Consider the following 25,426-nt stretch of genomic DNA (forward strand, 5'->3'; position numbering starts at 1 on the left):
TATATCAAATTTGATACAGAATAGTTTTGGATATATATAATTTCAGTTAAAGTTAATAAAATTAATATATAGAGAGTAATAAAAATGGGGGCTATTATTATGACTAAAAATGTTAAAGTAATAAATGAAATAAAAAAATTTTTAAAAGTGTTTCAAGAAAAATATATAAAAAATGATTTGAATAATATTGAAGAGTTCATTAAAGAATTTTTTATTGATGACGATAATACAAGTCTTTTAGGAGTAGGAGAAAAAAGTTGGTATTTTGGATTATCTCAGATAGAAAGTGCAATTAGAATTTATTGGAGTGATAAAAATAGTTATTTAAAGAATATTGATTTAGATATAGAAAACTCTGTGATAAATGCAGAAGAAAATGTAGCTTGCATAGCAATTAGTGGAAAAAGTTTAAATAACATCAGTGAAGAAAAAGCTTCAAATATTATGATTGATAGGTTATCAAATATATTAAATGCAAGAGAAATATCAAAAGCTGATTTAGTTCAATTTTCAGATCAAATATCAAGAAGTTTATATGATATAAGTTTAGGTGAAGAATATGTATTTCCTTTTAGAACAACATTTATTACAGTTAAAGATAATTCTAAATGGAAGATAAAACACATGAAAATTTCATTTGGAGGAGCAAGAGAAGATTTAATAATTGATGATGCAAGCATTGAGGATGAGTTTAAAATACTTCCAATAAAAAATAAAGAAGATAAAGAAGTAAATGAAATTGAGAAAGTATTAGAAATTTTACAAGAAAGTTATGACAAAAGGGATGCATCACTTGTTGACTATTATGGTGAAAAATTATTTCATCATGATGAGAATGTGTATATATTTGGAACCGATAATGGAGAAAATTTTCATGGGTTTGAAGAAAGTAAGGAATTATTAGAATGTGACTGGAAATATTGGGGGGATTTTAATGTAAACAAAGAAAATGCATATATTTCAGTTTTAGGGGATATGGCTGTTGTTATTTCAAAGGCATTTATAAAATTTAAGTTTTTAGAAAAAACCGTTTGTACTTGGCCAAAATCTAACTTTGAATATTTTATACGAGAGAATAAAAAGCAAAAAGAGTTATTACAAAATATGTTATTTTCAATAAATATGTCATTAAACTGTCTAGAATCTTATAATGAAAACTCAATTTGTCCTATGAGATTTTTCGGTGTATTAGTAAAAAAGAAAGGTAAATGGAAATTTAATCACATGCATTTTTCAGATATAGTTGAAGGGCTTCCAAGTGAAAGAATTATTAAATAATATATTGACTTAAAAAATATAATTATTAAAAAGGTGAAAAGTTATGAGCGATAAAGAATTTAGTAGTTATAAAATAAGTGAGTTAGAAGAAAAAGTAAAATAATTTTAATATTTTTAGAAAAGTTCTTTCACAGTCAGGCTCTTATTGGTATAAAGAAGAGTATTTGACTAAAGAGTATAAGCTGATAGATAAGTTACCATTAAAGTTTTATCTAAATGCTGGAGTATTAGAAGATAGACATTATGACACTGAGCCCATAATGATGGAAGTTATAAATAATATAAAAGATGTATTAGTAGAAAAAGGTTATGATGTGAAATATGAAAATTTTTATTCAGGTCATGATTATTTAAGTTGGGGTGAAACATTGGCAAATGGTCTCATAGCACTTATAGGCAAGGAGAGTGTATAAAGAAAAATACAGCTATTAAAATTTTATAGCTGTGTTTTTCTTAATTGTAATATAGGAATGTTATATATATTTAATTGTAATATAGGAATGTTATATATATTTAATTGTAATATAGGAATGTTATATATATTTAATTGTAAATAGTAGAATTTATAAATTATAAAAGAATTAAATTTAGGAGGATGTTATGAGATTTGAAGATTTTGAATATAAAAGGGTGGATATAGAAGAAGCTAAAAGAAAAGTTTTTAAGTTAATAGAGGATTTTAGCAATAGTGATTCTTATGAAAATCAATGTTTTGTAATAGATGAAATTAATGAAATTAGAAATGAATTTATATCTATGAGAGCAATTTGTGAATTAAGAAAATGTTTAGGTGTAGATAAAGAGTTTTATAGTAAAGAAATGGAGTATTATGCAGATGCTGAACCTATTTTAGATGGATTAATTTGTGAATATTATAAGGTTTTAAATAGTTCAAAATTTAAAAAAATGCTTAAGGGTAGATATGGGAATCAACTTTTTGATTTGGCAAAAATGAAAATGAGATGTGTTTCTGATGAAATAATAGAAGAATTACAACAGGAGAAAAAATTAATACTAGAATATGTTGAAATGGGGCAGTCTTTTAATAAAAAATTTCAAGGAAAAATTCTTGGAAGATGGGATTTTGATTCCTATATAAATTCTCAGGATAGAAGTATGCGAAAGAGAGCTTATGAAGCACAAACAGAAATATATATAGAGCATGAAAAAGAAATGCAAGAATTATTTGATAGGTTCGTAAAAGTAAGACATAAAATGGCTTTAAAGATGGGATATGAAAATTTTGTTGATATGGGATATGCTCGTATGAATAGAATTGGTTATGATAAGGAAATGGTAGCTAAGTTCAGAAAGCAGATATTAGAGTATATTGTACCATTAAATAAAGAACTTATAGAAAAACAGGCTAAAAGGCTTGGAATAGAAAAAATAAAATATTATGATGAACCAGTACATTTCTTAAGTGGTAATGCAAAGCTTATAGGTGATATTAATTCAATTATAAAGAAGACATCAAAAATGTATGAGGAATTATCGCTAGAAACAAGTGAGTTTTTTAAATATTTGGTGGAAAGAAACCTTTGGGATATTGAAAAAAGAGAAGGAAAAGAGTCAGGTGGTTTTTGTGAGTATATACCTAAATATAAGGCACCTTTTATATTTTCTGTATGCCAAGGAACTATAGAAGATTTTAATACATTTATCCATGAAGTTGGACATGGATTCCAAAAATATTTATGTAGAAATGAGAAAATGCCAGAGTATTATGGTGCACCTGAAGATGTAGCAGAAATTCATTCCATGAGCATGGAATTTTTGGCTGAGCCATGGGTAAAGGACTTTTTTGAAGAAGATGCAGAAAAATATAAATTTGAACATATGTGCAATGCATTATTTTTGGTAGCATATATTGCAGCCGTTGATGAATTTCAGCACTTTGTTTATGAAAAACCTGAAGCAACATATGAAGAGCGAAATAGTTTCTGGAGAGAACTTGAAAAGAAGTACATGCCTTATAGAGACTATGAAGAAAATAGCTTTTAGATAAGGGTGGATATTGGCTACGACAATCACATATTTTCTGGGGACCCTTTTATTATATTGATTATGGATTGGCACAAATAGTAGCATTTAATTTTTGGTGCAAATCTAAATTAAATAGTAAAGAAGCTTGGAATGACTACATGAAAGTATGTGAAGCTGGTGGAAGTAAATCATTTTTAGAAATTATTAAATTAGGAAATCTAAAAAATCCCTTTGAAGAGGAAAGTATAAAATATGTTATAAAATGTATAAGGGAATGGATACTTGATATAGAAGAAAAGTTAATATGATATATAAGGCGGTGAGTGTACATGACATATTCAAAAGAAATATTTTAATATGATTTAGAAGAATGATATACCATTGAAAGAGTAGAAAATCAAGTGTTTTCTAAATATTATAAAATTTATTAAATAAATAATTCATTTGAAAAAAGTTATGATAATGTTTGTTCAATAAAACTTGTATATGATAAACATACTAAAAATTTAGTAGGGATTTGTTATATATTTATTTAGAAAGAGTGGCCATTAATTTATCAAATTGCTGTGAAACCAGGTTACTCAGGCAGAGGAATTGGTACCAATATGATAAAGAAAGCACTTACTATGTTAAATGAAGAATATTTAGCTATTAGATTGTATGTAGATATAGGGAATAAGGCAGAAGATTTATACTATAAACTAGGCTTTTTAAAGGGAAGCGAATTGATTAATATGAAGCTAGTAGAAAATTTGATTGGAGAATAATGATATGAATTTTGAATTTGTTCCAATGAACTTAGAGTATGCAAAGGAAATAATTAATAATTGGAATTATGAAGGTAAATATAATATATATAGTTATGTTAACGAAAAAGAATTTTTATTAGATAAAGAAACGTGGGGATTAGGAAGGTTTGCAGTTTTAAATGAAAAAAATGATATTATAGGTGAGTTAACAATAGAATTTTTTAGAGAAAATAGTGAAGATGAAGAAGATGAGGGGTATGTTAAACATGAAATTGTAAAAAACACTCCTGAAGAAAAATATGAAATGTGGGTTGGTTGGGGATTAAAACCAGAACTTTGTGGAATAGGATTAGGAAAAAAGTTTGTTGATGCATGTGTAAAGTTTGCATTAAAAGAATATGATTACAATGGGGAATACGTTAGATGTGGCGTTGCTGAATTTAATAAAAGAGCAATAAAGGTTTACGAAAGATCAGGGTTTAAAGTCTTTAATACATCAGTAGGAGAAATAGAGAAAAATGAATATAGGATTTTAAGTATGAGAAAAAAGATTAATATGGAATAAGAAAGGAAACACTATTATTTTTTGTTTTAATATAAAAGTGTCTTATAGGGTTTAAATTTGATATTTAAAATTAGATACTTCTAAACATATTTCAGTGACGTCCTGTATAGGCAGTCGCGAAACCCGTCCTTGGGTTTCAATCCTAAAAATGTTAAAAAACCTCATAAGAATTTCTAAGTTACAACTAAAAATCATATTTGAAACCCTATATATGCAAATATTAAATCATGGATAATATGATTTTTATAAATTATAAAAGAATTAAATTTAGGAGAATGTTATGAGATTTGAAGATTTTAAATATAAAAGGGTGGATATAGAAGAAGCTAAAAGAAAAGTTCTTAAGTTAATAGAGGATTTTAGAAATAGTGATTGTTATGAAAATCAATGTTTTGTAATAAATGAAATTAATGAAATTAGAAATGAATTTATATCTATGAAAGTTATTTGTGAATTAAGAAAATGTTTAGGCGTAGATAATGAGTTTTATAGTAAAGAAATGGAGTATTATGCAGATGCTGAACCTATTATGGATGGATTAATTTGCGAATATTATAAGGCTTTAGATAGTTCGAAATTTAAAAAAATGATTAAGTGTAGATATGGGAATCAACTTTTTGATTTGGCAAAAATGAAGATGAAATGTGTTTGTGATGAAATAATAGAAGAGTTACAAGAAGAAAATAAGATTATGGTTGATTATTTTGAGCTATTTAACAAATTAAAAAGTAGAAAAAAATTTGATAGAAAATTTATTGGAATATATGAGTTCAATGAATATATAAACTCTGATTTAAGAGAAATAAGAAAAAGTGGATATGAAGCTCAAACAGAAATATATATAGAAAATGAAAATGAGATACAAAATCTGTTTGATAAACTTGTAAAAGTAAGAAATAAAATGGCTTTAAAAATGGGATATGAAAATTTTATTGATATGGGATATGCACGTATGAAAAGAGTGGGTTATGATAAAAATATGGTATCTAACTTTAGAAAACAAATACTAGAGTATGTTGTTCCATTAAATAAGGAACTTGCAAAGCGTCAGGGAAAAAGAATTGGTGTAGATAAATTAAAATATTATGATGAGATTATACAATTTAAAAATGGAAATTCTCAATTAAATATAAAAGAAAAAGATATTATAAAAAAATTACAAAAGGTGTATGAAGAAATATCAGATGAAACGAGAAAGTTTTTTAAATATATACTTGAAAATAATCTTATTGACATTGAAAGACGAGAAAATAAGGAATCTTTTGCATTTTGTGAGTATATTTTTAGATATAAAGCTCCATTCGTATTCTTAGTGTATAACGGAGTTACAGAGGATTTAAATTCAATTATTCATGAATTGGGACATGCATTTCAATTATATTTATGTAAAGATTATGATATACCAGAATATATAATTCCATCTGAAGATGTTGCAGAAATATGTTCTATGAGCATGGAATTTTTAATAGAACCATGGATAGAAGAATTTTTTGATAAAGATATAGAAAAATATAAGTTTTATCATATGGTTAATCAATTATATTTATTAACTTATATTGTTATAGTAGATGAATTTCAACATTTTGTATATGAAAAACCAGAGGCTACATATGAAGAACGTAATAAAATTTGGAGAAAGCTTGAGATGAAGTATATCCCATATAGAGATTATGGGGAAAATGATTTTTTAAATAAAGGTGGATACTGGCTAAGACAAGCTCATATTTTTGTAGATCCATTTTATTATATTGATTATGGATTGGCACAAATAGTTGCATTTAATTTTTGGTACAAATCTAAATTAAATAGTAAAGAAGCTTGGAGTGACTACATGAAAGTATGTGAAGCTGGGGGAAGTAAATCATTTTTAGAAATTATTAAATTAGGGAATCTAAAAAATCCATTTGAAGAGGAAAGTATAAAATATATTATAAAGTGTATAAGAGAATGGATACTTGATATAGAAGAAAAGTTAATATGATATATAAGGCGGTGAGTGTACATGACATATTCAAAAGAAATATTTAAATATGATTTAGAAGAAGGATATACTCTTGTAAAAGCAGAAAATCAAGTATTTTCTAAATATTATGGAATTTATTATATAAATAATTCATTCGAAAAAGGTTATGATGAGGTTTGTTCAATTATTGATAAGGATGATAATTGTTTTTGGATAATAAAGGATGGTAAAAAAGTTGGAGGGGTTATTATTGAACCTAATTCAATAGAAGGGTTATTTTTAATTCCGCCCTGTTTAGATGAAGGTATCATACTAAAGAAGCTTAAAGAAGTTTTAGTTGAGTGGTCAGATATATCTAAACCTATTGAAGCTTCTGTAGTTAATCTACATCAAATTGAATTTTATAAAAATATAGGATTTGTAAGAGTAGAGAGTGGACGTTGGATGATACGACCAACGGAACTCTTTGATATTACTTGGGAAAATGATTTTTATGTTTGTTCACCTAATAAAGAAAATGAATTGGAAATGGGAAAAGTTTTATATGAAGCATTTGAAAATAATGAAGGATTAAATTTTAATTATAGTTTAGAGGAGTATACTTCATGGGTTAAAGAGTATTTTGATGATAATTTAGGAAAAGGTATTTTAAATAAAGCATCAACACTTGTATATGATAAACATACTAAAGATTTAGTAGGGCTTTGTTATATATCTATTTGGAAAGAGTGGCCATTAATTTCTCAAATTGCTGTAAAACCAGGCTACTCAGGTAGAGAAATTGGTACCAATATGATAAAGAAAGCACTTACTGTGTTAAATGAAGAATATTCAGCTATTAGATTGTATGTAGATATAGGGAATAAGGCAGAAGATTTATACTATAAGCTAGGCTTTTTAAAGGGAAGCGAATTAATTAATATGCAGCTTATATAAGTGATAAAAAGAAGTTGGAGTATTAAGTTTGAAATACTGTTTATTTATAATATTATATTGAAGATTATTAAAAACAAAAAAACGATGTAAACACCGAGTAAATAATGATAAAACGTTATTTTTTACATTATTACTTGGTGTTTTAAATTTAATTGTGAATTATACCATTTTACCTATTCTTTTATTCCAAATAAAGAGAGACGTTCCTAAACAACACAAAGTAATGATTAAAACAATATATATATTATTAAAATTATATGAGCCTGCCAAAATATAGTATCCAATTTCAGTTGTTTTAAAAAATATATCAAACATTGGCTTAAATAAATATATTGAGGTAAGTATAAAAGTGATACTTCCTAAAAATGTTAAAATAGGCTTTTTTACTACAGTACTTATTAATGAAGTTATACCAAGCAATGATAAATGTATTAAAAATATTATTAAATAATATTTTAAGTTGTATATTATAGAACCTCCTATTCCTACAGAGGAGGTTAAAATAAAATATTTTGTGGATTTAACCTTTGGCATAAACATATATCCAATTAAAGTTTTTGTTAAATAAACACATAATAAAGTTAATGCATAAGTACTTGCTATAGCTATCCACTTAGATACTAACAGTTTCCACTTTTTTATTGGCCTCAATAATATCATTTTATAAGCTCCTGTATCAAGTTCTAAACTTAAACATTCTGAAAAATATAATGGCAATATAATGAATATTAGAACAACATTAAAATCTAGTAATTGCATAACTGCATAATTAAGATTATCAAGGGGAAGTTCTACGCCTCTTTTTAAAATTACTGTACTGTTTTTCCAATGAACTTGAAGTAACATAAAATTAAAAATTTGAAATAGGATTGAAATCCCAAACAATATTTTAGTACTTTTTCTTTGAAAAATTCTTTCATACTCAGCTAAAATTAATCCTCTCATATAACTTTTCATCCTTTCTATTCTAAATAATCTTCGCTTATGAATGTTAAATACGATAAAATTTGAAAAAATAAAATAATTATTATCATACTAATTAGAAAAATATTTGTAATTCCAGCAGCAAAACTTGCAGCCCCATTAAATTGAGTATAAATTGTTGATATAGACATATAGCTATCTATATTTGTCTCATTGCAAAAACTAATTATAACTGCCATATAAATAATATTTATAAATAATACACCTATACTGGCTCCTAATGCAGTTGTTATTGTTTTGCACTTTATAGAAAAAAATTGAACAATACTTCCAAATGCTATCAATGTTAAATATGCTAAAAAATAATATTTAATAGTATATAAAGCTACACTACTAAAACTATATAATCCTTCTTTTAAGAATAATGCCGTCTCACTAACTTTAGGCAAAAAAATATTAGCTATAATAATAGCGATAAAAAAGTGAACTATAAGCATTAAAAATATATTTAAAGCTAATACTAAAACTTTAGCTATATACAGCTTTTTTATAGAAATTGCTCTTGAAAAAGCTAACCTTAAATTTCCTTTTCTATATTCTTCATTAAAACTCAAAATGAAAAAAATTATTATAATTAGATTAAAAGCAGTTAATAACATTTCCTGAAGACTTGATATATGAAAATTCATATTAGAACTAAATATTACTTCTGTAAAATTTGCATTAATATTAGTTTCTAATGCAAATTTTAATGATATCAATACAACTATTGGTATACTAATAAAGCAGAGTATATTAATCCTTTTCAACCAAAATTTTTCGAATTCATAAATAAAAATATTCTTAAACATTAAATTCACCTCATAGTTTTTTAACAGATTTAGCCCATGGATTCCATAAAAATATCTTCTAATGTTCTAGTATTACCTATAGAATCTAATAGTGCATTTGATTTGCCACTCCACTTTATATATCCATCTTTTATAAGCACATATTTATTACATATTTTTTGAAGCTCATCTAAATGGTGACTTGATATTAAAAAAGTAATTCCTTTTTCATTCCTAAGTTTTAATATTAAATTTCTTAGTTCTTTCATACCTAAAGGATCAAGTCCATTAGTTGGCTCATCTAGTATTACTATTGATGGATTATTAAGTAATGTTTGAGCAAGTCCTAGTCTTTGCTTCATTCCCAAAGAGTACGTTTTTACTTTATCATCTCCTCTATCAACATCTTTAGTTTTAAGCCCTACAATTTCTAATACCTCTTCTACTTTTTCAAGCTGTTCTTTTCTAGTCATACCATAATTAAGTCTAGCTAAATTTTGAAGGTTTTTTCGTCCTGACATATAATCAAAAAATACTGGAATTTCTAAAACAGCACCTATTCCAAATAAAGCTTTTTCTCTATCCTTATTTACATCCACACCATTTACAAATATTTTTCCTTTATCGGGACTAATTAATCCTGTTATCATTTTCATTATTGTGGTTTTACCAGCACCATTAGGCCCTATAAAGCCACAAATATCTGAACTTAAAATTTTAAATGAAGCATTATTAATTACTCTTCTTTTTCTAAAAGTTTTACTTACATTTTTAATTTCAATTTTTTTATTATCCATTTATTTCAACTCCCTATGTTAATATATTTTCACGCCTATATTTAGTTTGTTTTAACTAAATATAGGAAGAATCTATTATTATATAAACAGATGAAAATAAACTTTTTATAAACTTTGACATGTGAAATAAAATAATAAATCAAATTTGTAAAATATATTTCAAATCTATCATTTAATTAAATACAACTAAATAAGTTAAGAGTTTATACTTGCAATAAATATAGTAAAGATATACCATTATGTATATATTTGGAATAAAAGTAGACTAATTTAGATAAGTTACACTTAGAAATTTTATATATTAAAGTTTTTTATGTTTAATGTTAAAAGGTATAGAATAAGAGGTGATTATTGTTAATGAATAAAAAGATACTCATTATAGATGATAACGAAGAAATTATTTCTTTTATAAAACCTGCGTTAGAATTTGAAGGTTTTGAAGTTGATTTTGCTATAAGAGGATATGAAGCTTTAGAAAAAATAAGGGAAGATTTAGATATAATTTTACTTGATGTAATGCTTCCAGATTTAAATGGGTTTGATATTTGCAAACAAATTAGAAAAAATGTTAATTGTCCCATTATTTTTTTAACTGCTAGAGGACTTGAAGAAGAACGAGTTAAAGGTTTTTTAGTTGGTGGTGATGATTATATAGTAAAACCTTTTTCTTTAAAAGAACTTATTTTAAGAATAAATGTTCATTTTAAAAGAACCTGCAAAAATTTAATAAAAAAAGAAAGAACTAAATTAGATTTTGATAATATATCAGTTAACTTAATATCAAAATCTATTAAACAAAATGAAAATATAATAGATTTTGCTAAAAAAGAATATGAAATTATTGAACTTTTATGCACTCATCCGGGACAAGTATTTTCTAAAGAACAAATATTTGAAATTATATGGGGGTATGACAGTGAAAGTGATCTTAACACTGTAACTGAACATATAAAAAGAATAAGAGGTAAATTTAAATTAAATAATATATCTAAAAATTATATAAAGACTGTATGGGGGATAGGATACAAATGGGAGTCTTCAAATACATAAATAAAAAGCTAAAGATAAAAACCCAATTTATATTGTTCTTTATTTTTACTACTATAGTATCAATTATTATTTCTAGTATTGTCATTTGTTCAGTGTTATTTATAAGTTATAATAAAAAATTGTCATGTTCAAATGAAATGTATGCAACAAGAAATATAGATAAGATTTTTGATGAGAATTTTAAAATGGAAATAGATAAACAGACAAAGGAAAAAAATTTTAATTATTGGGTACTGTTAAAAAATAAGGATGTTTTATATTCTTCAAATTCTAGTGAGCTGACTGAAGAAATTTCTATTAAATCTAACAGATATTCTGTAAAAAAGTATAATAAGATTGATAAAAAAACTTATATGATTGTTTTTACTCCATTAATTTTTAATAACGAATTAAAAGGTGGTTTTGTCCAAAAATATATAAGTAATCCTATTATAGAAACTACTGTTATTGACAACTTTATTCAAAAAATAGGTTGTGAACTTTTTTTTAGTTTATTTTCTATTATTGCAATATTTTTAATTAATATTATAGTCACAGTTAGTTTCTCATTATTGTTTTCATCTGGTTTTGAGAAGAGCTTTAGAAAATTAATTATAATGAGTGATGAAATTAAAAATGGACGCCTAGATTTTACAACAGACTTGTCTTATGAAAATGAAATAGGTGATGTTTTATTAGCTTTTGAGGAAATGAGATTGGCTTTAGAGGATTCGCTAAAAACACAATGGTTAATGACACAACAAAGAAAAGATATGATTTTAGCTCTTACTCACGATATAAAAACTCCAATAACTATTATACATGGGCATTTGGAATTACTTTCAGGTAACTATACTAATATATCAGAAAAAGAAAAAGAGTCATATATTAAAATTTTACTAAACAATGCTGATATAGTAAGAGTACTAATAAATCAGTTAAATGAAGTATGGGATTTAGAAAGACCAAACTTATCTTTGAATATGCAAAATGTGAATGTAGAAGAGTTTATTTCATGTATTAAAGAAAACATTTCTTATCTTTGTGATGAAAAAAAAGTAAATTTTGTAATTTCCCATTCATTCAAAGGTACAGACAGTTGCTTTTTTGATGCATTTAGAATAGAAGAAACTCTTTCAAATATTATATCAAATGCGCTAAAACATACAGAAGAAAATGATGAAATATTGCTTGAAAGTTTTTTAAAAGATAATTCACTCTTATTTAGAGTTTCAGATACTGGTAAAGGTTTTACGAATGAAACAGATATTATTTTTAATAAATTTTATAAAGGCAATGAAGATATAGCCTATAAAAGTAGTTCTGGATTAGGACTTTATATATGCAAACTTATTGTTGAAAAACACAACGGTAAAATTCATGCATATAACAACGCTAATGGTGGTGCAACTGTAGAATTTTTACTACCATTAAAAAATTAGGTGAAATCACTATATAAGAAAACATGATATGTATATTTTCTAATGTAGTAATAAATTATAAATTAAAATGTCAAATAAAATAAGAATTTAAAATATAAATATAATTATTTTAAACTTAGCAAAATAATAAGGATGTTTAACAGTTTATTAATAATTATAGTGCAATAAGAATATACAATCAAAGATATTTCATTAAAGAATATTGTAATATTAAAGAATGTTGTGATATTGAAGAATATTTAAAATAATACAATGAATTTTATTATGAAAGAATTGGAAGGTGAATTTTATATGAGTTTAAAAGAACTTAATCCAAAAAATAGATTTAATAATCGTGCAGATAATTATGGGAAATATAGACCAACATATCCTAGAGAAATAATACAGTATTTAGAAGAAACTATCGGACTAAGTAAGGGGAGTATAATTGCAGATATAGGATCAGGCACAGGAATTCTAAGTAAAGTTTTTTTAGAGAATAAAAATAAAGTTTATGCCGTCGAACCTAATGAGAATATGAGATTAGTAGCTGAAAAATCCCTTGGAGAATACAATGATTTTCACTCTATTAATGGTGGTGCTGAGGATACAAATCTAAAGGAAAAATCAGTAGATGTCATTACTGTGGGACAAGCATTTCATTGGTTTGAAACTATGGAGACAAGAAAAGAATTTGAAAGAATATTAAAGCCGAATGGCTCAATTGTAATTTTATATAATATACCAAAAAAATCCGATGAATTTATGAGTAAATTTTTAAAATTTACAGAAAAATATGGGGAGAAATATATTAAAGAATCTATAAAAGATTCTAAAGTTGAATTTTTTAAGGATGAAATTATACACAAGAACAACTTAATAAATAGACAAGAAGTAGATTTTGAAGGGTTAAAGGGATTAATTTGTTCATATTCATATATGCCTAGTGAAGAGAATCCGAAATTTGAAAGTATGATGGTTGAATTAAAGGAATTATTTAATAAATATAGTGAAAATGACAAAGTAACTTTAGAATATAACACAGAAATTAGTTGGTGTAAATTAAATAAAATATAAGTATATAAGACATGGGAGAGCGCAGGTTTATGGTTAAAGATATTTTAAACAATAATTGTGAAGCTGAGTGATAGGATGTGCAATTGCTAATAAGGAAATGGAAATACCAGGTGGGATAATTTATGAAACAGAAAATTTTATCATTCAACAAGATTTAGAGGTGCCTATTGAAGGTTTTTTAGTTATAGTGAGTAAAAAACACATTAGATCTATAAGTGAATTGAGAATGAATGAAATGGTAGAGTTGTCAGAGCTTATATATAAGAGTAGAAATATTCTGAAAAAAATAGACAGCCTTACAGATGTAACTATAATACAAGAAGAAAGGTCAAAGCATTTTCATGTATGGTTATTTCCAAGATACAAGTGGATAGATGAAAAGTTTGATAATTCATTGCCAGCAATTAGAGAAATAATGAAATACGCTAGAGAAAATTTAAAGACTGATACTCAGATTAATAGGGTATTAGATGTAGCTGAAATGGTAAAAGATGAGTTTAATAAAATAAATTGAGGAATATTTAAATAAAGTAGAGTTTAATGCTTATGGTAAGCGAATACAATTATGCGATTCCATAGTACTACCTAACGGATTTAGATATATATTTAACTTAGGTCAGTTATTATATAGATTTAACTAAGGATGTGATTTGGGTGAAAAAAGTAGATATTTTTAAGGATAAGTTTCCTAAATTAGATACAGAAAAATTTATTCTTAGAGAAATTAAATTTAATGACTATAAGGAGTTTTATGAAATTTATTCTAATGATGATGCTGTAAGATATCAACAAATGAAGCCAATGATGAGTTTAGAAGAAGCTAAGAAAGCAGCAAATTTTTTTAAATCTGCATATAAAAATAAGAAAATTATCCGCTGGGGAATTACTAATAAAGGTAATGATAATATTATAGGTTTTATAACATTACATAGCTTTGATAAAGTAAATTTTAAGGCTGATATAGGATATATGTTAAATAAGAATTATTGGGATAAGAAAATTATGAGTGAAGTTGGAAAAGTAGTTATTGATTATGGGTTTAATGAAATAGGATTGCATAGAATAGAAGCTAATATACATCCTAATAACATTGCATCTATAAACTTAAGTTTAAAACTTGGTTTTAGAAAAGAAGGAGTAAAGAAAGATTCTATATACAATATGTGGACTGAAAAATTTGAAGATAGGGAAATTTATAGTATTATTAATGAAACAAATCATTAAAATAAAATTTAAAAGAGATGATGATTTATGAGAAGATTTATAAATATAAATGGAAGAAAAATTGAATATTTTATTAAAGGTAATGGCAAAAAAATATATTAATTATGCCAGGAATGGGAATTGGGATTCATCATTGGTTAGATATTGTAGAGGAAGTATCAAAAATTGCAACAGTTATTGTTGTTCACATTAGAGCTTCCAGTATCAAATGAAACAGGTTCAGATGAGACATATTTAAATTTATGGACAAAGTACTCTAAATATACTAAAGACCAATTAAGAGATGAAATAAGAGCAAAGTTGACAGATAAACAGCTTAATCTACCCAAGGATATTCAAAAGGAAATTTTAGAATTTGATATAAGACCACAAATATATGAAAATCAACTTTCAGAGCTTGTAGATATAAGAGAAAATATAATTAGTATGAAAAATGATGGTGAATTTCCAAATGTTTTTACAGTAATACTTAAAACAGATAGTAATTATTCAATTAATGAAATGATTAAAGAAGGTATTCCTAAACTAGAAGCAGAGCAGATTGAAGTTTTATGGAGGAGTTTAGTAGATGGGCTAAAAAATTTATCTAATAAAAGTGAATTGAAAGTTGTAGAAAATAGCAATCACTGCATAAATGAAACTAGACCAGATGTTATAATTACTGAAATAAAGAAATTAATAGAATGTAATTAAGGTTTTAGTATAAGGAAATATATATTTTTGATATATTAAACTTTTAAAGGAGATTTAAGATGTTTTATGAAGCTGATAGTGATTTAAAAAAAGGTTTGTTTCATATGTTTGATGGCATGGATGATACTATGATTTTATCATGTTTACAAGGCCATATGGGAAAAGCATGGGTTGATGATATAAAAAATCCTAAAGTGGTACAAATTATAGTTGGAGTTTTTGTGTTCTTTGCAGGGGATGCAAGTTCTGATGTGGCAGAAGAAATGTTATATAACTTGCCTAAATATAGCTTAGTAATTGTAAAGAGTGACGAATGGAAAAAGCGCATAGAAGACGTTCATAAGGGACGAGTAGAGAAAGTTAAAAGATATTCTTTTGAGAAAAGTAGCAAGTATTTAGAAGAAGAAAGGCTTAAAAAGTTTTTAAAAAAGATTCCTGATGGATATGAATTAAAAAAAATAGATTCATATTTAGCGTATTCTAAATCATTACAAGATCTTTCGCTGGATATAACAAGTCAGTATAGTTCTATAGAGGACTATATAAAAAAGGGAATAGGATATTGTATTTTACATCATGATAAAATAGTGTCAGTTGCATCTTCTTACAGTGTTTATGATGGTGGTATAGAAATTGAAGTTGATACTCATCCTGATTATGTAAGAAGAGGATTTGCTACAATAGTTTGTGCGTCATTGATTTTAGATTGTTTAAGTGGAAATAAATATCCTAGTTGGGATGCAGCAAATTTACCCTCAGTAGCATTGGCTAAAAAATTAGGATATATATTTAAAGAGGACTATGATACGTATTGTATCGATTTGAGACGTATATAAGTGACAGTTATTAAATTTCAAAATAATCCCTCCTTTATTATATGATTATAATGAAGGGGGGATTATTTTGGGAAAAATTGAAGATATGCAAAAAATTATTTTGGTTATGAGACAAGAACTTCAAGATTTAATTAATGAGAAATCTGACCTACTACATCCAGAAGTCATTGCAGCAAGCCAAAAACTTGATCAAGCTTTGAATAATTATAATGATATACTCAAAGAATTGAAAAAGTAAACAGCTGAAGGGGTTAAAATAAAACCCCTTCTTCGAGGCGTATTTCATAAATTTCTCAGAAATTATATTAAATTAAGTAAAAGTCATTAAATATTTAAATGATAATATATGTTTATAAAAGTTGTTTTGGAAATTTAATAACTGTCACCATAATAACCATTAACCATAATAAGAAAAATAAAATTTGCAGATTTATTTTATACATTCATAAGAGTTAGGTGTTATAGATAAGAAAAGTGAATATAAAAGTTGAATGTGTCAAGTATCAAGATAAAAGCATAAAAATTAAGGAGTGTATTAAAGTGCCAACTCAGCCAAGAAAAAAAGAAAAATATGCAATATATCATATAATTATAAAAAGTGTTAAAGATAGATTGCTTTTTAAATCAGATGTAGATAAAGCAACTTTTATGATTAAGTTAAAAGAAAGCCAAACGAAATATCCATTTAAGTTATACGCATATTGTTTAATGGACAATCATGCTCATTTACTTATAGATTGTCAAGATCAAGATATTTCTGTAATAATGAAAAGTTTAAATTTAAGATATGTTAAGTTCTATAATAAGAAATATGAATTAGATTCACGTTTATGTAAAGGTAGGTTCAAAAGTGAAATAATAGACAATGATAGGTATTTATTGGCAGTATCCTTATATATTCATAGAAATGCAAAAGATTTACCAGGCTTTAGAGAATGTCCGCAAGAATATTTATTTTCAAGTATGTCAACTTATTTAGGAGAAGGAGACCTTTTCGGGGTTTTGGATGAAGAAAGGATATTAGAATTTCTAGATAAAAATAAAAAGAAGGCAAGAAAGGAATATGCCCAATTATTTGAATATACTATGGAAGAGCATGTAGGTAATTTAAAGAAATTAGATTTAAGAATTAAGAGTAAAAAAGAAAAATATATTAATGAAAGGGGAATATTAAAATCAGATTACAAAATAGAAGATGTAGTAGATTTTGTAGCTAAAAAAGAAAATATACAGTCTAATGAAATATTTATAAAAAATAGAAGCTATAATCAAAACGCTAGAGCTATGGTAACATTACTTGCAACAGCATTTTGTGAAAAAAAATGCAAGGATATAGCTATGAATCTTGGGAGCTTAAGTGTTAGTAGGATATCTCAATTAGGAAATAGAGCTATAAAACTAATCATAAATAATAGCCATTATAAAATGATTTTTGAAAATTTCATAGGGTAGTTTAAAAATTAAAATTAAAAAAATATATATAAAAATTAAAATTAAAACTTTTACAGCAAAAATAGGTTAAAAAATTAAGACTAATACTTTTGAGTGAAAATTGTACAAGCTATTTCAGAAAATATGATATTGAAACTTTTAATTAGGTATTATATATAGTTGGTTACTGTTAACTATTTAAAATACCCTATTTTATTAGTGACAGTTATTAAATTTAAAGAAAATTACAGTAATATACTAAAATATGAGATATCTTTTAGTATTTAATAATATTTAATAACTGTCACCTTTTAGGGAGGGGTTATTTGTTAATTGGAGAAACAATTGGTTTACCGTTTTGATCTAAGAGTGGAGTTATTCCACCTACGTATCCAGTCCAACTAAATAAATAATGAACTCCTGTTTCTTTGTCTACAAGTATTTTACAACCAGAGATATTATCTTCTTTATAAATGACTTCAAATCTTTTGTTATCGCTTTTATCTTTAAACATTTCAAATCCTCCTTAAATTTATATGTTTCGTGAAATATAGAATTAAATTCTCATTATATATAAATTTTTATATTAGAATAATGTTAAGTTAAACAAAAAGTGATAAGGAAAATAGATATAATAATGCTAAATTAGATTATAGAAATGTAAAAACAGGTAGTCTTTAATAGACTGCCTGTTATATTTAAAAAAGCTATAATTGATATTTATTCTATATAATAATTATACCATAAAAAGGAAATAAATAACAGTCTGTTAATTATTAAGTATTTGGAGTATATTTAGTTAATATTGTTAAAGGGGTGGTAAAATGAGTAATGCTGTAATTGAAAACTTAAAAAACCATAGATCTAAACCATAGATTTATCAGAAGCTTTTTAGATAAGAAAGTTGAAGATAGCATCATTGAAGAAATTATTGATGCTGGTATAAGGGCGGCTACAGGTGGAAATTTACAATCTTATTCTTTTGTTGTTATTAATGATAAGAATAAACTTAATCAGTTAGGTGTTTATAATACTCCTTTGGTAATTCTTGCATTAGCAGATCAATTTAGAACTAGCAAATGGTTTAAAGTAGATAAAGTAGTAGATAATTGTTGGGTGAATAGTTTGCAAGGTTTTTATATTGCTATTTGGGATGCATTAATTGCATTACAGAATATTGTTATAGCTGCTGAAAGTTTAGGACTTGGTGCATATTATTATGGAGATATAACCTCTATAAATGTAAAAAATGTTATTAATAATCCAGAATATACTTTTCCAGCAGTAATGATATGTTTAGGATATCCTAATAATAATGGAAAGCTTTCTGATAGGCTACCAAAGGAAACTATTATTCATTATAATACTTATAAAGAGCCTACTGAGGAAGAAATTATAGAATGGTATAAAGAAAAAGAAACTTTATTTTTAATGAAAAATAGTAAAGAAAATCTTGAAAGTTTTAAGTTGAAAAATATTTATAATCTAGGGCAAGCTTATGCATATAATAAATTTAAAAAAGATGAGCTTGACAAGCTAGGATATGGTATTAGACAAAACTTAAAAGAATCTAAGTTTGATTTATAATTAAATAAATTATTAAATAGTTTAGGAGGAGTTTTAAGAATATATATTGAAATATGTTTAAATATAATAGATATATTTATAAGATTAAAAAATAAATAACAAGGGATAAGGAGAAATTTGTTATGAGAAAGAAAATGTTTAGTTTAAAACCTTTTTCAAAGGATGATCAATATTTTGTAGAGAAGATGCTAGAACATTCAAGAGTCAATAGAGAATATGAACTGGGTTACCCTAAGTGTGATAATATGAAAGAATTATTAGCAGAAGTTGAAATGTATGAAAATACATTGGAAAAAAGTATATATATTATATTTTATGAAGATAAACCTATTGGGATAAGTGGTTACTTATATACTCCTAATGAAGGAGATGGATATATTATTGGTCCTATTGTGAATGAAGAATTTCACTTTAAAGAAGGTCTTAATATAATAATAAATCTGGTATTAGATAATAAAATGGAGATATTTAATACTCTAGAAGCGGTAGTATCCCATAAAAATGTTGTATTAGATCAATGCTACTCAGAATTGGGATGGAAGTATAGAAGAACGTCAAGAGAAATGCGTTATGATATTAATGGGGTTAAAAAAGAAGAATCTCAATGGAAAATAAATTTAATTGATAAAAGTAATAAAAAAATTATAGATGAAAGTTTTAAATTACTAGATAAAGCTTTTAGGTGGAATGGTAATAAGAAAAAAATGGAGGAACTTTTAAACAATGAATATAAATTAGCCTGTGTTTTAAATGAAAGAAATAAGGTTATTGGATTTGTTTGTTGGGCTTATTTAGAAGATATAAGTTTTTCAAGACTTGAATATGTAGTTGTAAATGAAAAATATAGAAAAAGAGGAATAGGACAGGCTTTAGTAAACTATGTAATAAATAGTTCAATTGATGATGGAGTTAAATGTGTTTACTTAAGTACAAACATTATTAATGAAGCAGTTAATATATATAAAGCGGTAGGGTTTTATGATACTGTAATTTCTAATATTTATAGAGAAAAGTAAATGTGTATAAGATTTTAAAATAAAATTATATATAAGTAATTAATAGGAGGTCAAAATGATTAGTGCAACTAAAATTAGTAAAACATTTAAAATAAAGCAGCATTGTGGTAAAGGTGTTATAGGTAATTTAATTAATCCACAATATGCTGAAAAAGTTGCAGTTGAAAATTTTAATGTTATTGCTAATGATTGTGAAATCATAGGTATTATAGGGTTAAATGGTGCAGGAAAAACAACTATTATAAAAATGCTGTCTGGTATTATGAAACCTGACAAAGGAACAATATCTATAAATGGTTACAATCCTTTTTTAAAAAATAAAAAATATAGAAATGATGTTGCATTAATCTTAGGCCAAAATACAAAATTAGATTCAGATGCTTCGTTAATAGATTCAGTACGTTTATATAGTGCTTACTATAATATTGATGAAAGTGAAGGATTAAAAAATACAAGAAAAATGGCAGAGAATCTTTTACTAAATGAATTGGATATAAATAAACAATGCAGAATGTTATCATTAGGACAGCGAATGAAATGTGAAATTATTCTCTCTTTTCTCCATACACCTCATACTATATTTTTAGATGAACCAACACTAGGTTTAGATTATCAGTCATGTAAAATAATACGTAATTTTTTAAAGCAATATGTAAAACAAAACAATGCATGCATTATATTGACCAGTCATAATATACAAGACATTGAAGCTTTGTGCGAAAGAATATATATTATAGATAAAGGTAAAACAATATTTAATGGAAATTTAAATGAACTTAGTAATTATACTAAATTAGGAAAATTAGTTTCTTTTAGTTGTGAAAATATAGATGAATGTATAAATATTAATGGTTTAAATATATCCAATAAAGATTCTAACAAGTCATATTTCATAAAATATAGCGAAGAAAATAGTTTGCATGTTTTGAAATTTATTGAAAATAATTTTGATAAAATTGAATGTGTTAATTTCAGTAATGCAACTCTTGAAGATATGATTGATAATTTATATAAAAGAGGTATTAAAGAATGAAAAGGTTGAAAATTATATCTAATATAAAATTTCAATTTAAACGATTTTCATATTATAGAATTGATTTTTTTATAGAAATAATAAGTTCACTTATAGTTCCGTTAATAATTAATTATTTATTTTGGAAGTCAATTGCATCAACAAATGAACTAACATACTCCTTTCATGAATTGATTATTTATATAACATTATCAAATATTATTTTGGATTTTACTCAATTCAATTTAGAAAGTAAAATAGCTGAAGATATTAAGACATTTAAATTAGGATATAGATTACTTTTACCTATGCATTATTCAACACAGTTAATTATTAATAAATTATCTGAAAAATTAATTAGATTATTATTGATAATAGTCCCACTTATTATTTTTATAATCTTTTTTCATGTACGATTAGTATTATCATTAAAGCTATCATATTTTTTAGCTACAGCGCTAATACTTAATTGTTTATTATCTTTTTTTATTGGTGCTCTTTGCTTTTATCTTAATGAAATATGGGGAATTAGTGCAGTAAAAGGCTTTTTTATATTAATTTTTTCTGGAGCGTTTTTTCCTATTGATATATTAAATTATAGATATGAAAAACTATTAATGCTTATGCCATTCTCTTATATGAGCTATGTTCCAAGTAAACTTTTTACTAACAAATTTTTTTATATAAATGGTTTGTATTATTTTGTTCCATTAATATGGATTTTAATATTATCAATTTTGACAGCTGTAGTATGGAAGAGAGGTGTAAAAAAGTATGTCAGTTATGGAACATAAGAGATTATTAAAACAATCATTTATATATGCTGCTCAGCGTAGTAGAAAATATCCTATCAATTTAATAAGTTGGGTACTTGCAGATTTTTCAATGTATTTTTCAATGTTTTTAGGGTATCTTCTGATGTCAACAAGCTTAAATTCTTATGGTACTTACTCTTCAAAGGAAATGCTTTTATATTTAAGTTGCTACTATGTTGTAAATAATTTATTTGCTGTATTTTTCACCCAAGGATTAGATATATTTTGTGATGAAATTTGGTCAGGGTTATTTGTATATGCATTACTATCACCAGTAACTAATTTGAAATATTATTTATATCGTAATATAAATATTCCTGCATTACTTTCTACTATTCCATTATTTATAGTTAATTTAATATGTTTAAAAAATTGTAATGTAAGAATTTCATTATTCTATATTGTATCAATAATATTATCAACTATATCTATGGTTTTAATATTTGCAATCATTTTTTCTTTGCAGCTATATGGTATTCATTCTTTTGCTTTATCATCAATAATAGTTCAGTTTTTATCCTTAGCTGAGAAACCGGATACTATATTTTCTAATAGAGTCAGATATATTTTAACATTTATTATTCCAGTATTTATTATGAGTGCAATACCATGTAGAATAGCGTTGAATAAATATAATAATATATATGTTTTTATAATAATTTTAGTTCCAATTATGTTAATGATAATATTTTTCTATGTGTTTAAAAATGGGGTTAAGAAATATCATGCGGTGAATATGTAGTAAGCATGTATAATAAAAATAGAACATCTATTATATTAACAAAGTTCAGGAAAAACTAATAGCGGGTATATGCTATTAGTTTTTTTGTTATGAAAAAATCAATAAAAACAAACAAATGATAAAAATGTTTGTATATGTATAGACAAAACTTAAATAAAACTATATTATATAAGTAATAGATAATGTTGGAGGGGATAATATGGATAAAAGTAACAAAGAATTATTTTGGGATGCAACTATTGAAGAAGTGAAAAAAGGGTATGTAGAAAATGATGATAGTTATAAATGCATAATTTGTGAGGAAATATTTACAAAGGGAAGAATCTATGAAATAGAATCTTGTTTATATGATGCTAAAAAAACAACGGAAATGCATATAAAAGACAAGCATAGTTCTGTGATAGAATATTTATTAGGAATGAATAGTAGTTTTACTGGCATATCTGATGTTCAAAGAGAATTATTAATGTTGATGGCTGAAGGATTATGTGATAAAGACATGGCATCAAAACTTGGTGTTGCGCAATCAACTGTTAGAAATCATCGTTATAAGTTAAGAGAAAAAGAAAAGCAAGCACGATTGTTTTTGGCTATTATGGATTTAATTTCAAAGGATACTAAGAAGAAAATAAATAAAGTAGATAAAGATATTCTGTGTGACCCTCATAAAACAGCAACTACTATAGACGATAGATATAATATAACTGATAAGGAAAGAAATACTATAATTAAAACGTACATGGATGAAACAGGTGCCATAAAAACATATCCATCAAAGGAAAAGAAAAAAATAATAATATTAAAAGAAGTAGTTAAGAATTTTTCTAAAGGGAAAATTTATTCTGAAAAAGAAATAAATAGAATTTTAAAAAGAATATATGAGGATTATGCTTCTTTAAGAAGAGCATTAGTTGAGTATGGATTTATTGAACGTTCAAATGACTGTAGTGGTTATTGGGTTAAAGAATAAATTTTAAAATTTAAAATAACTTATATTTAAAAGCTAGTAATAGTACAATTACTAGCTTTTATAATTTATAATCGTATATTCTTGTTAATATAAGTTATATATTGACTTATATTAATTTAAAAAAATTTCAACTATTTATAGAGTATTTTAAGTTTTTTCTATCTGAAATTTTAAGAAATATGATGTTAGTTAATGGAACAAGGTATATATATAAAGCAAAGGGCATAAATCCTACACCGCTAACGTCCATAGTAGTAGTTGGAACAAATGCTGCTATATTCCAAGGTATAAGTGCAGATAATAAAACTGCTGTATTTTCTAAATCTATAGCTAATTTATATTTATCAATATTTTTGGTTTCATAGCTTTTATCCATAAGTTGATGTGTCAAAACAATAGCAATAGATTGATTACATCCAAAGGCTGCAGTGAAAATACTAGTAATAGTAGTATATATAAATAAACTACATCTTGTTTGAGCTTTAGTTAATATGACCTCAATATTTGATAACATATTTGTTTCATTAAATATACCTGCTAAAGCACAAGAAATAAAAACAACAAATGCTGCTTTACACATGGATATAATTCCTCCACCTTTGAATATATTTTGTAATGAGTTATGAGAATCTAAGTTAAATCCTAAAACTATAAATTTAAAAACTTGTACTAGTGTGTAATGTTGAAATATTATGGCAATGATACAGGCTGATAGAATACTAACAAGCATAGATATTTTAACGTTTACTTTAAATAAAGAAAAAATTAAAATTAGTATTGCAGGCAATAAAATAATCCAATTTATTGTAAAAGTATTTAGTATTTCTACATCCATATTACTTTGCGTAAGATTTAGTGGATGTTTTATTGAAAGGATTGTATAGAAAATTACACATAAAATAAATGGAAGTAATGATGTCTTGAACATATTTTTTACGTTTATAAAAAGGTTGGTTTCAGTTAAATTTGATATCAAATTTGCACTAGAAGACATAGGTGAACATCTATCACCAAAATAAGCCCCAGCAATAATTGCCCCAGCAACAATATTTATATTTGCATTTCCGTTTTTAGCCATTAACATTAATGCTACTCCTACAGTACTTACTGTACCAAAGCATGTACCTAAAAGAAAGGATACAATACAACTTATTAGAAAAGCATATAATATAAAAAAATTTAAATTCATATATTTTATAGCAAAATATATTATTGCAGGAACTGTTCCAGAAGCCATCCATATACCAGTTATACAACCTATTAATACAAATACATTTAAAACAACAATAGCTTTTTTTCCTCCAGCAATTGACATTTTGAAAATATCTTTTATCATAAATCCTTTTTTAAATGAAATGAAAGTAAAAATCAAAAATCCTAATAATAATGGAAATCCAACAAAGATTCCTTTATAAACAGAAAGAATTAGTATAAAAAATGTGAAAAGCATAGCTAAAATTATATCCATAAAATAAACGCCCCTTCATTGAAAATTAATATTTATATTTAGTAGAAAAATGTAATTTTATGATTAAAAGTAGTACA

At 25.2% G+C, this 25,426-nt stretch carries 28 protein-coding genes; 23 read left to right on the top strand and 5 right to left on the bottom strand.

What is annotated here, in order from left to right:
• Positions 1-99: 99 nt before the first annotated feature.
• From AZI32_RS02665 to AZI32_RS02695, 8 genes are all read left to right on the top strand, one after another.
• Positions 100-1,278: a hypothetical protein gene (locus AZI32_RS02665; RefSeq protein WP_061994360.1), complete on the top strand. Its 1,179-nt coding sequence runs from the start codon at positions 100-102 to the stop codon at positions 1,276-1,278.
• Positions 1,279-1,442: 164 nt separating this feature from the next.
• A complete protein-coding gene (locus AZI32_RS02670) occupies positions 1,443-1,691 on the top strand; it encodes a hypothetical protein (protein ID WP_061994361.1) in 249 nt (82 codons plus the stop codon).
• A 187-nt stretch (positions 1,692-1,878) separates the two neighbouring features.
• On the top strand, positions 1,879-3,282 hold the full coding sequence (locus AZI32_RS02675) for a M3 family oligoendopeptidase (protein WP_061994362.1): 1,404 nt from the start codon (positions 1,879-1,881) through the stop codon (positions 3,280-3,282).
• 68 nt (positions 3,283-3,350) lie between these two features.
• On the top strand, positions 3,351-3,572 hold the full coding sequence (locus AZI32_RS02680) for a hypothetical protein (protein WP_061994363.1): 222 nt from the start codon (positions 3,351-3,353) through the stop codon (positions 3,570-3,572).
• A gap of 252 nt (positions 3,573-3,824) precedes the next feature.
• Complete coding sequence (locus AZI32_RS17845) at positions 3,825-4,031, top strand: GNAT family N-acetyltransferase (RefSeq protein ID WP_268869880.1); 207 nt, start codon at positions 3,825-3,827, stop codon at positions 4,029-4,031.
• A gap of 4 nt (positions 4,032-4,035) precedes the next feature.
• Positions 4,036-4,578: a GNAT family N-acetyltransferase gene (locus AZI32_RS02685; protein ID WP_061994364.1), complete on the top strand. Its 543-nt coding sequence runs from the start codon at positions 4,036-4,038 to the stop codon at positions 4,576-4,578.
• Positions 4,579-4,858: 280 nt separating this feature from the next.
• Positions 4,859-6,559, top strand: a complete 1,701-nt coding sequence (locus AZI32_RS02690; protein ID WP_061994365.1) for a M3 family oligoendopeptidase — start codon at positions 4,859-4,861, stop codon at positions 6,557-6,559.
• Between the two features lie 21 nt (positions 6,560-6,580).
• A complete protein-coding gene (locus AZI32_RS02695) occupies positions 6,581-7,477 on the top strand; it encodes a GNAT family N-acetyltransferase (protein WP_061994366.1) in 897 nt (298 codons plus the stop codon).
• A 159-nt stretch (positions 7,478-7,636) separates the two neighbouring features.
• Here AZI32_RS02695 and AZI32_RS02700 read toward each other — a convergent pair whose 3' ends face one another.
• From AZI32_RS02700 to AZI32_RS02710, 3 genes are read right to left on the bottom strand one after another with little or no spacing between them, the layout of a single operon-like run.
• A complete protein-coding gene (locus AZI32_RS02700) occupies positions 7,637-8,422 on the bottom strand; it encodes an ABC transporter permease (RefSeq protein ID WP_061994367.1) in 786 nt (261 codons plus the stop codon).
• 17 nt (positions 8,423-8,439) lie between these two features.
• Positions 8,440-9,252 (bottom strand): ABC transporter permease, encoded by an 813-nt coding sequence (locus AZI32_RS02705; protein ID WP_061994368.1) that lies wholly within the window; start codon positions 9,250-9,252, stop codon positions 8,440-8,442.
• Between the two features lie 29 nt (positions 9,253-9,281).
• Positions 9,282-10,028, bottom strand: a complete 747-nt coding sequence (locus AZI32_RS02710) for an ATP-binding cassette domain-containing protein (RefSeq protein WP_061994369.1) — start codon at positions 10,026-10,028, stop codon at positions 9,282-9,284.
• 357 nt (positions 10,029-10,385) lie between these two features.
• Between AZI32_RS02710 and AZI32_RS02715 the strand changes: the two genes are divergently transcribed.
• The 9 genes from AZI32_RS02715 to AZI32_RS02755 all read left to right on the top strand — a co-directional run bounded on the left by AZI32_RS02715 (position 10,386) and on the right by AZI32_RS02755 (position 17,760).
• The gene (locus AZI32_RS02715) at positions 10,386-11,078 is read left to right on the top strand and encodes a response regulator transcription factor (protein WP_010299356.1); all 693 of its coding nucleotides are present in this window, start codon (positions 10,386-10,388) and stop codon (positions 11,076-11,078) included.
• Positions 11,057-12,499, top strand: a complete 1,443-nt coding sequence (locus tag AZI32_RS02720) for a HAMP domain-containing sensor histidine kinase (protein ID WP_061994370.1) — start codon at positions 11,057-11,059, stop codon at positions 12,497-12,499. The genes AZI32_RS02715 and AZI32_RS02720 overlap by 22 nt, the downstream gene beginning before the upstream one ends.
• Before the next feature lie 291 nt (positions 12,500-12,790).
• The gene (locus tag AZI32_RS02725) at positions 12,791-13,555 is read left to right on the top strand and encodes a class I SAM-dependent methyltransferase (protein ID WP_061994371.1); all 765 of its coding nucleotides are present in this window, start codon (positions 12,791-12,793) and stop codon (positions 13,553-13,555) included.
• 67 nt (positions 13,556-13,622) lie between these two features.
• On the top strand, positions 13,623-14,069 hold the full coding sequence (locus AZI32_RS02730; protein WP_242865253.1) for an HIT family protein: 447 nt from the start codon (positions 13,623-13,625) through the stop codon (positions 14,067-14,069).
• A 140-nt stretch (positions 14,070-14,209) separates the two neighbouring features.
• Positions 14,210-14,779 carry a GNAT family N-acetyltransferase gene (locus tag AZI32_RS02735; RefSeq protein ID WP_061994372.1) on the top strand — a complete coding sequence of 190 codons (570 nt, stop codon included), beginning with the start codon at positions 14,210-14,212 and terminating at the stop codon, positions 14,777-14,779.
• Positions 14,780-14,944: 165 nt separating this feature from the next.
• Positions 14,945-15,472: a hypothetical protein gene (locus AZI32_RS02740; RefSeq protein WP_061994373.1), complete on the top strand. Its 528-nt coding sequence runs from the start codon at positions 14,945-14,947 to the stop codon at positions 15,470-15,472.
• 59 nt (positions 15,473-15,531) lie between these two features.
• On the top strand, positions 15,532-16,308 hold the full coding sequence (locus AZI32_RS02745) for a GNAT family N-acetyltransferase (protein ID WP_061994374.1): 777 nt from the start codon (positions 15,532-15,534) through the stop codon (positions 16,306-16,308).
• 67 nt (positions 16,309-16,375) lie between these two features.
• The gene (locus AZI32_RS02750; RefSeq protein ID WP_010299334.1) at positions 16,376-16,546 is read left to right on the top strand and encodes an aspartyl-phosphate phosphatase Spo0E family protein; all 171 of its coding nucleotides are present in this window, start codon (positions 16,376-16,378) and stop codon (positions 16,544-16,546) included.
• A gap of 302 nt (positions 16,547-16,848) precedes the next feature.
• Positions 16,849-17,760 (top strand): transposase, encoded by a 912-nt coding sequence (locus AZI32_RS02755; protein WP_061994375.1) that lies wholly within the window; start codon positions 16,849-16,851, stop codon positions 17,758-17,760.
• 301 nt (positions 17,761-18,061) lie between these two features.
• On the opposite strand, the gene AZI32_RS02760 is transcribed toward AZI32_RS02755, so the two are convergent.
• Positions 18,062-18,253 carry a DUF6440 family protein gene (locus tag AZI32_RS02760; RefSeq protein WP_061994376.1) on the bottom strand — a complete coding sequence of 64 codons (192 nt, stop codon included), beginning with the start codon at positions 18,251-18,253 and terminating at the stop codon, positions 18,062-18,064.
• A gap of 365 nt (positions 18,254-18,618) precedes the next feature.
• On the opposite strand from AZI32_RS02760, the gene AZI32_RS02765 reads away from it, so the two are divergent.
• From AZI32_RS02765 to AZI32_RS02790, 6 genes are all read left to right on the top strand, one after another.
• Positions 18,619-19,326, top strand: a complete 708-nt coding sequence (locus tag AZI32_RS02765) for a nitroreductase family protein (RefSeq protein WP_275934969.1) — start codon at positions 18,619-18,621, stop codon at positions 19,324-19,326.
• 122 nt (positions 19,327-19,448) lie between these two features.
• Positions 19,449-20,342 (top strand): GNAT family N-acetyltransferase, encoded by an 894-nt coding sequence (locus tag AZI32_RS02770; RefSeq protein ID WP_061994378.1) that lies wholly within the window; start codon positions 19,449-19,451, stop codon positions 20,340-20,342.
• A gap of 55 nt (positions 20,343-20,397) precedes the next feature.
• Positions 20,398-21,375 (top strand): ATP-binding cassette domain-containing protein, encoded by a 978-nt coding sequence (locus AZI32_RS02775; protein WP_061994379.1) that lies wholly within the window; start codon positions 20,398-20,400, stop codon positions 21,373-21,375.
• Positions 21,372-22,148: an ABC-2 family transporter protein gene (locus tag AZI32_RS02780; RefSeq protein WP_061994380.1), complete on the top strand. Its 777-nt coding sequence runs from the start codon at positions 21,372-21,374 to the stop codon at positions 22,146-22,148. The genes AZI32_RS02775 and AZI32_RS02780 overlap by 4 nt, the downstream gene beginning before the upstream one ends.
• Positions 22,129-22,911, top strand: a complete 783-nt coding sequence (locus AZI32_RS02785; protein WP_061994381.1) for an ABC-2 family transporter protein — start codon at positions 22,129-22,131, stop codon at positions 22,909-22,911. Before AZI32_RS02780 ends, AZI32_RS02785 begins: the two co-directional genes overlap by 20 nt.
• 199 nt (positions 22,912-23,110) lie before the next feature.
• Complete coding sequence (locus AZI32_RS02790) at positions 23,111-23,881, top strand: DUF2087 domain-containing protein (RefSeq protein WP_061994382.1); 771 nt, start codon at positions 23,111-23,113, stop codon at positions 23,879-23,881.
• A 127-nt stretch (positions 23,882-24,008) separates the two neighbouring features.
• Here the strand turns inward: AZI32_RS02790 and AZI32_RS02795 are convergent, their stop codons facing one another.
• Positions 24,009-25,349 (bottom strand): Na+/H+ antiporter NhaC family protein, encoded by a 1,341-nt coding sequence (locus AZI32_RS02795; protein WP_061994383.1) that lies wholly within the window; start codon positions 25,347-25,349, stop codon positions 24,009-24,011.
• Between the last annotated feature and the right edge of the window lie 77 nt (positions 25,350-25,426).

The organism is Clostridium sp. ATCC 25772, from assembly GCF_001573875.1.
Classification (GTDB): domain Bacteria; phylum Bacillota; class Clostridia; order Clostridiales; family Clostridiaceae; genus Clostridium_J; species Clostridium_J senegalense.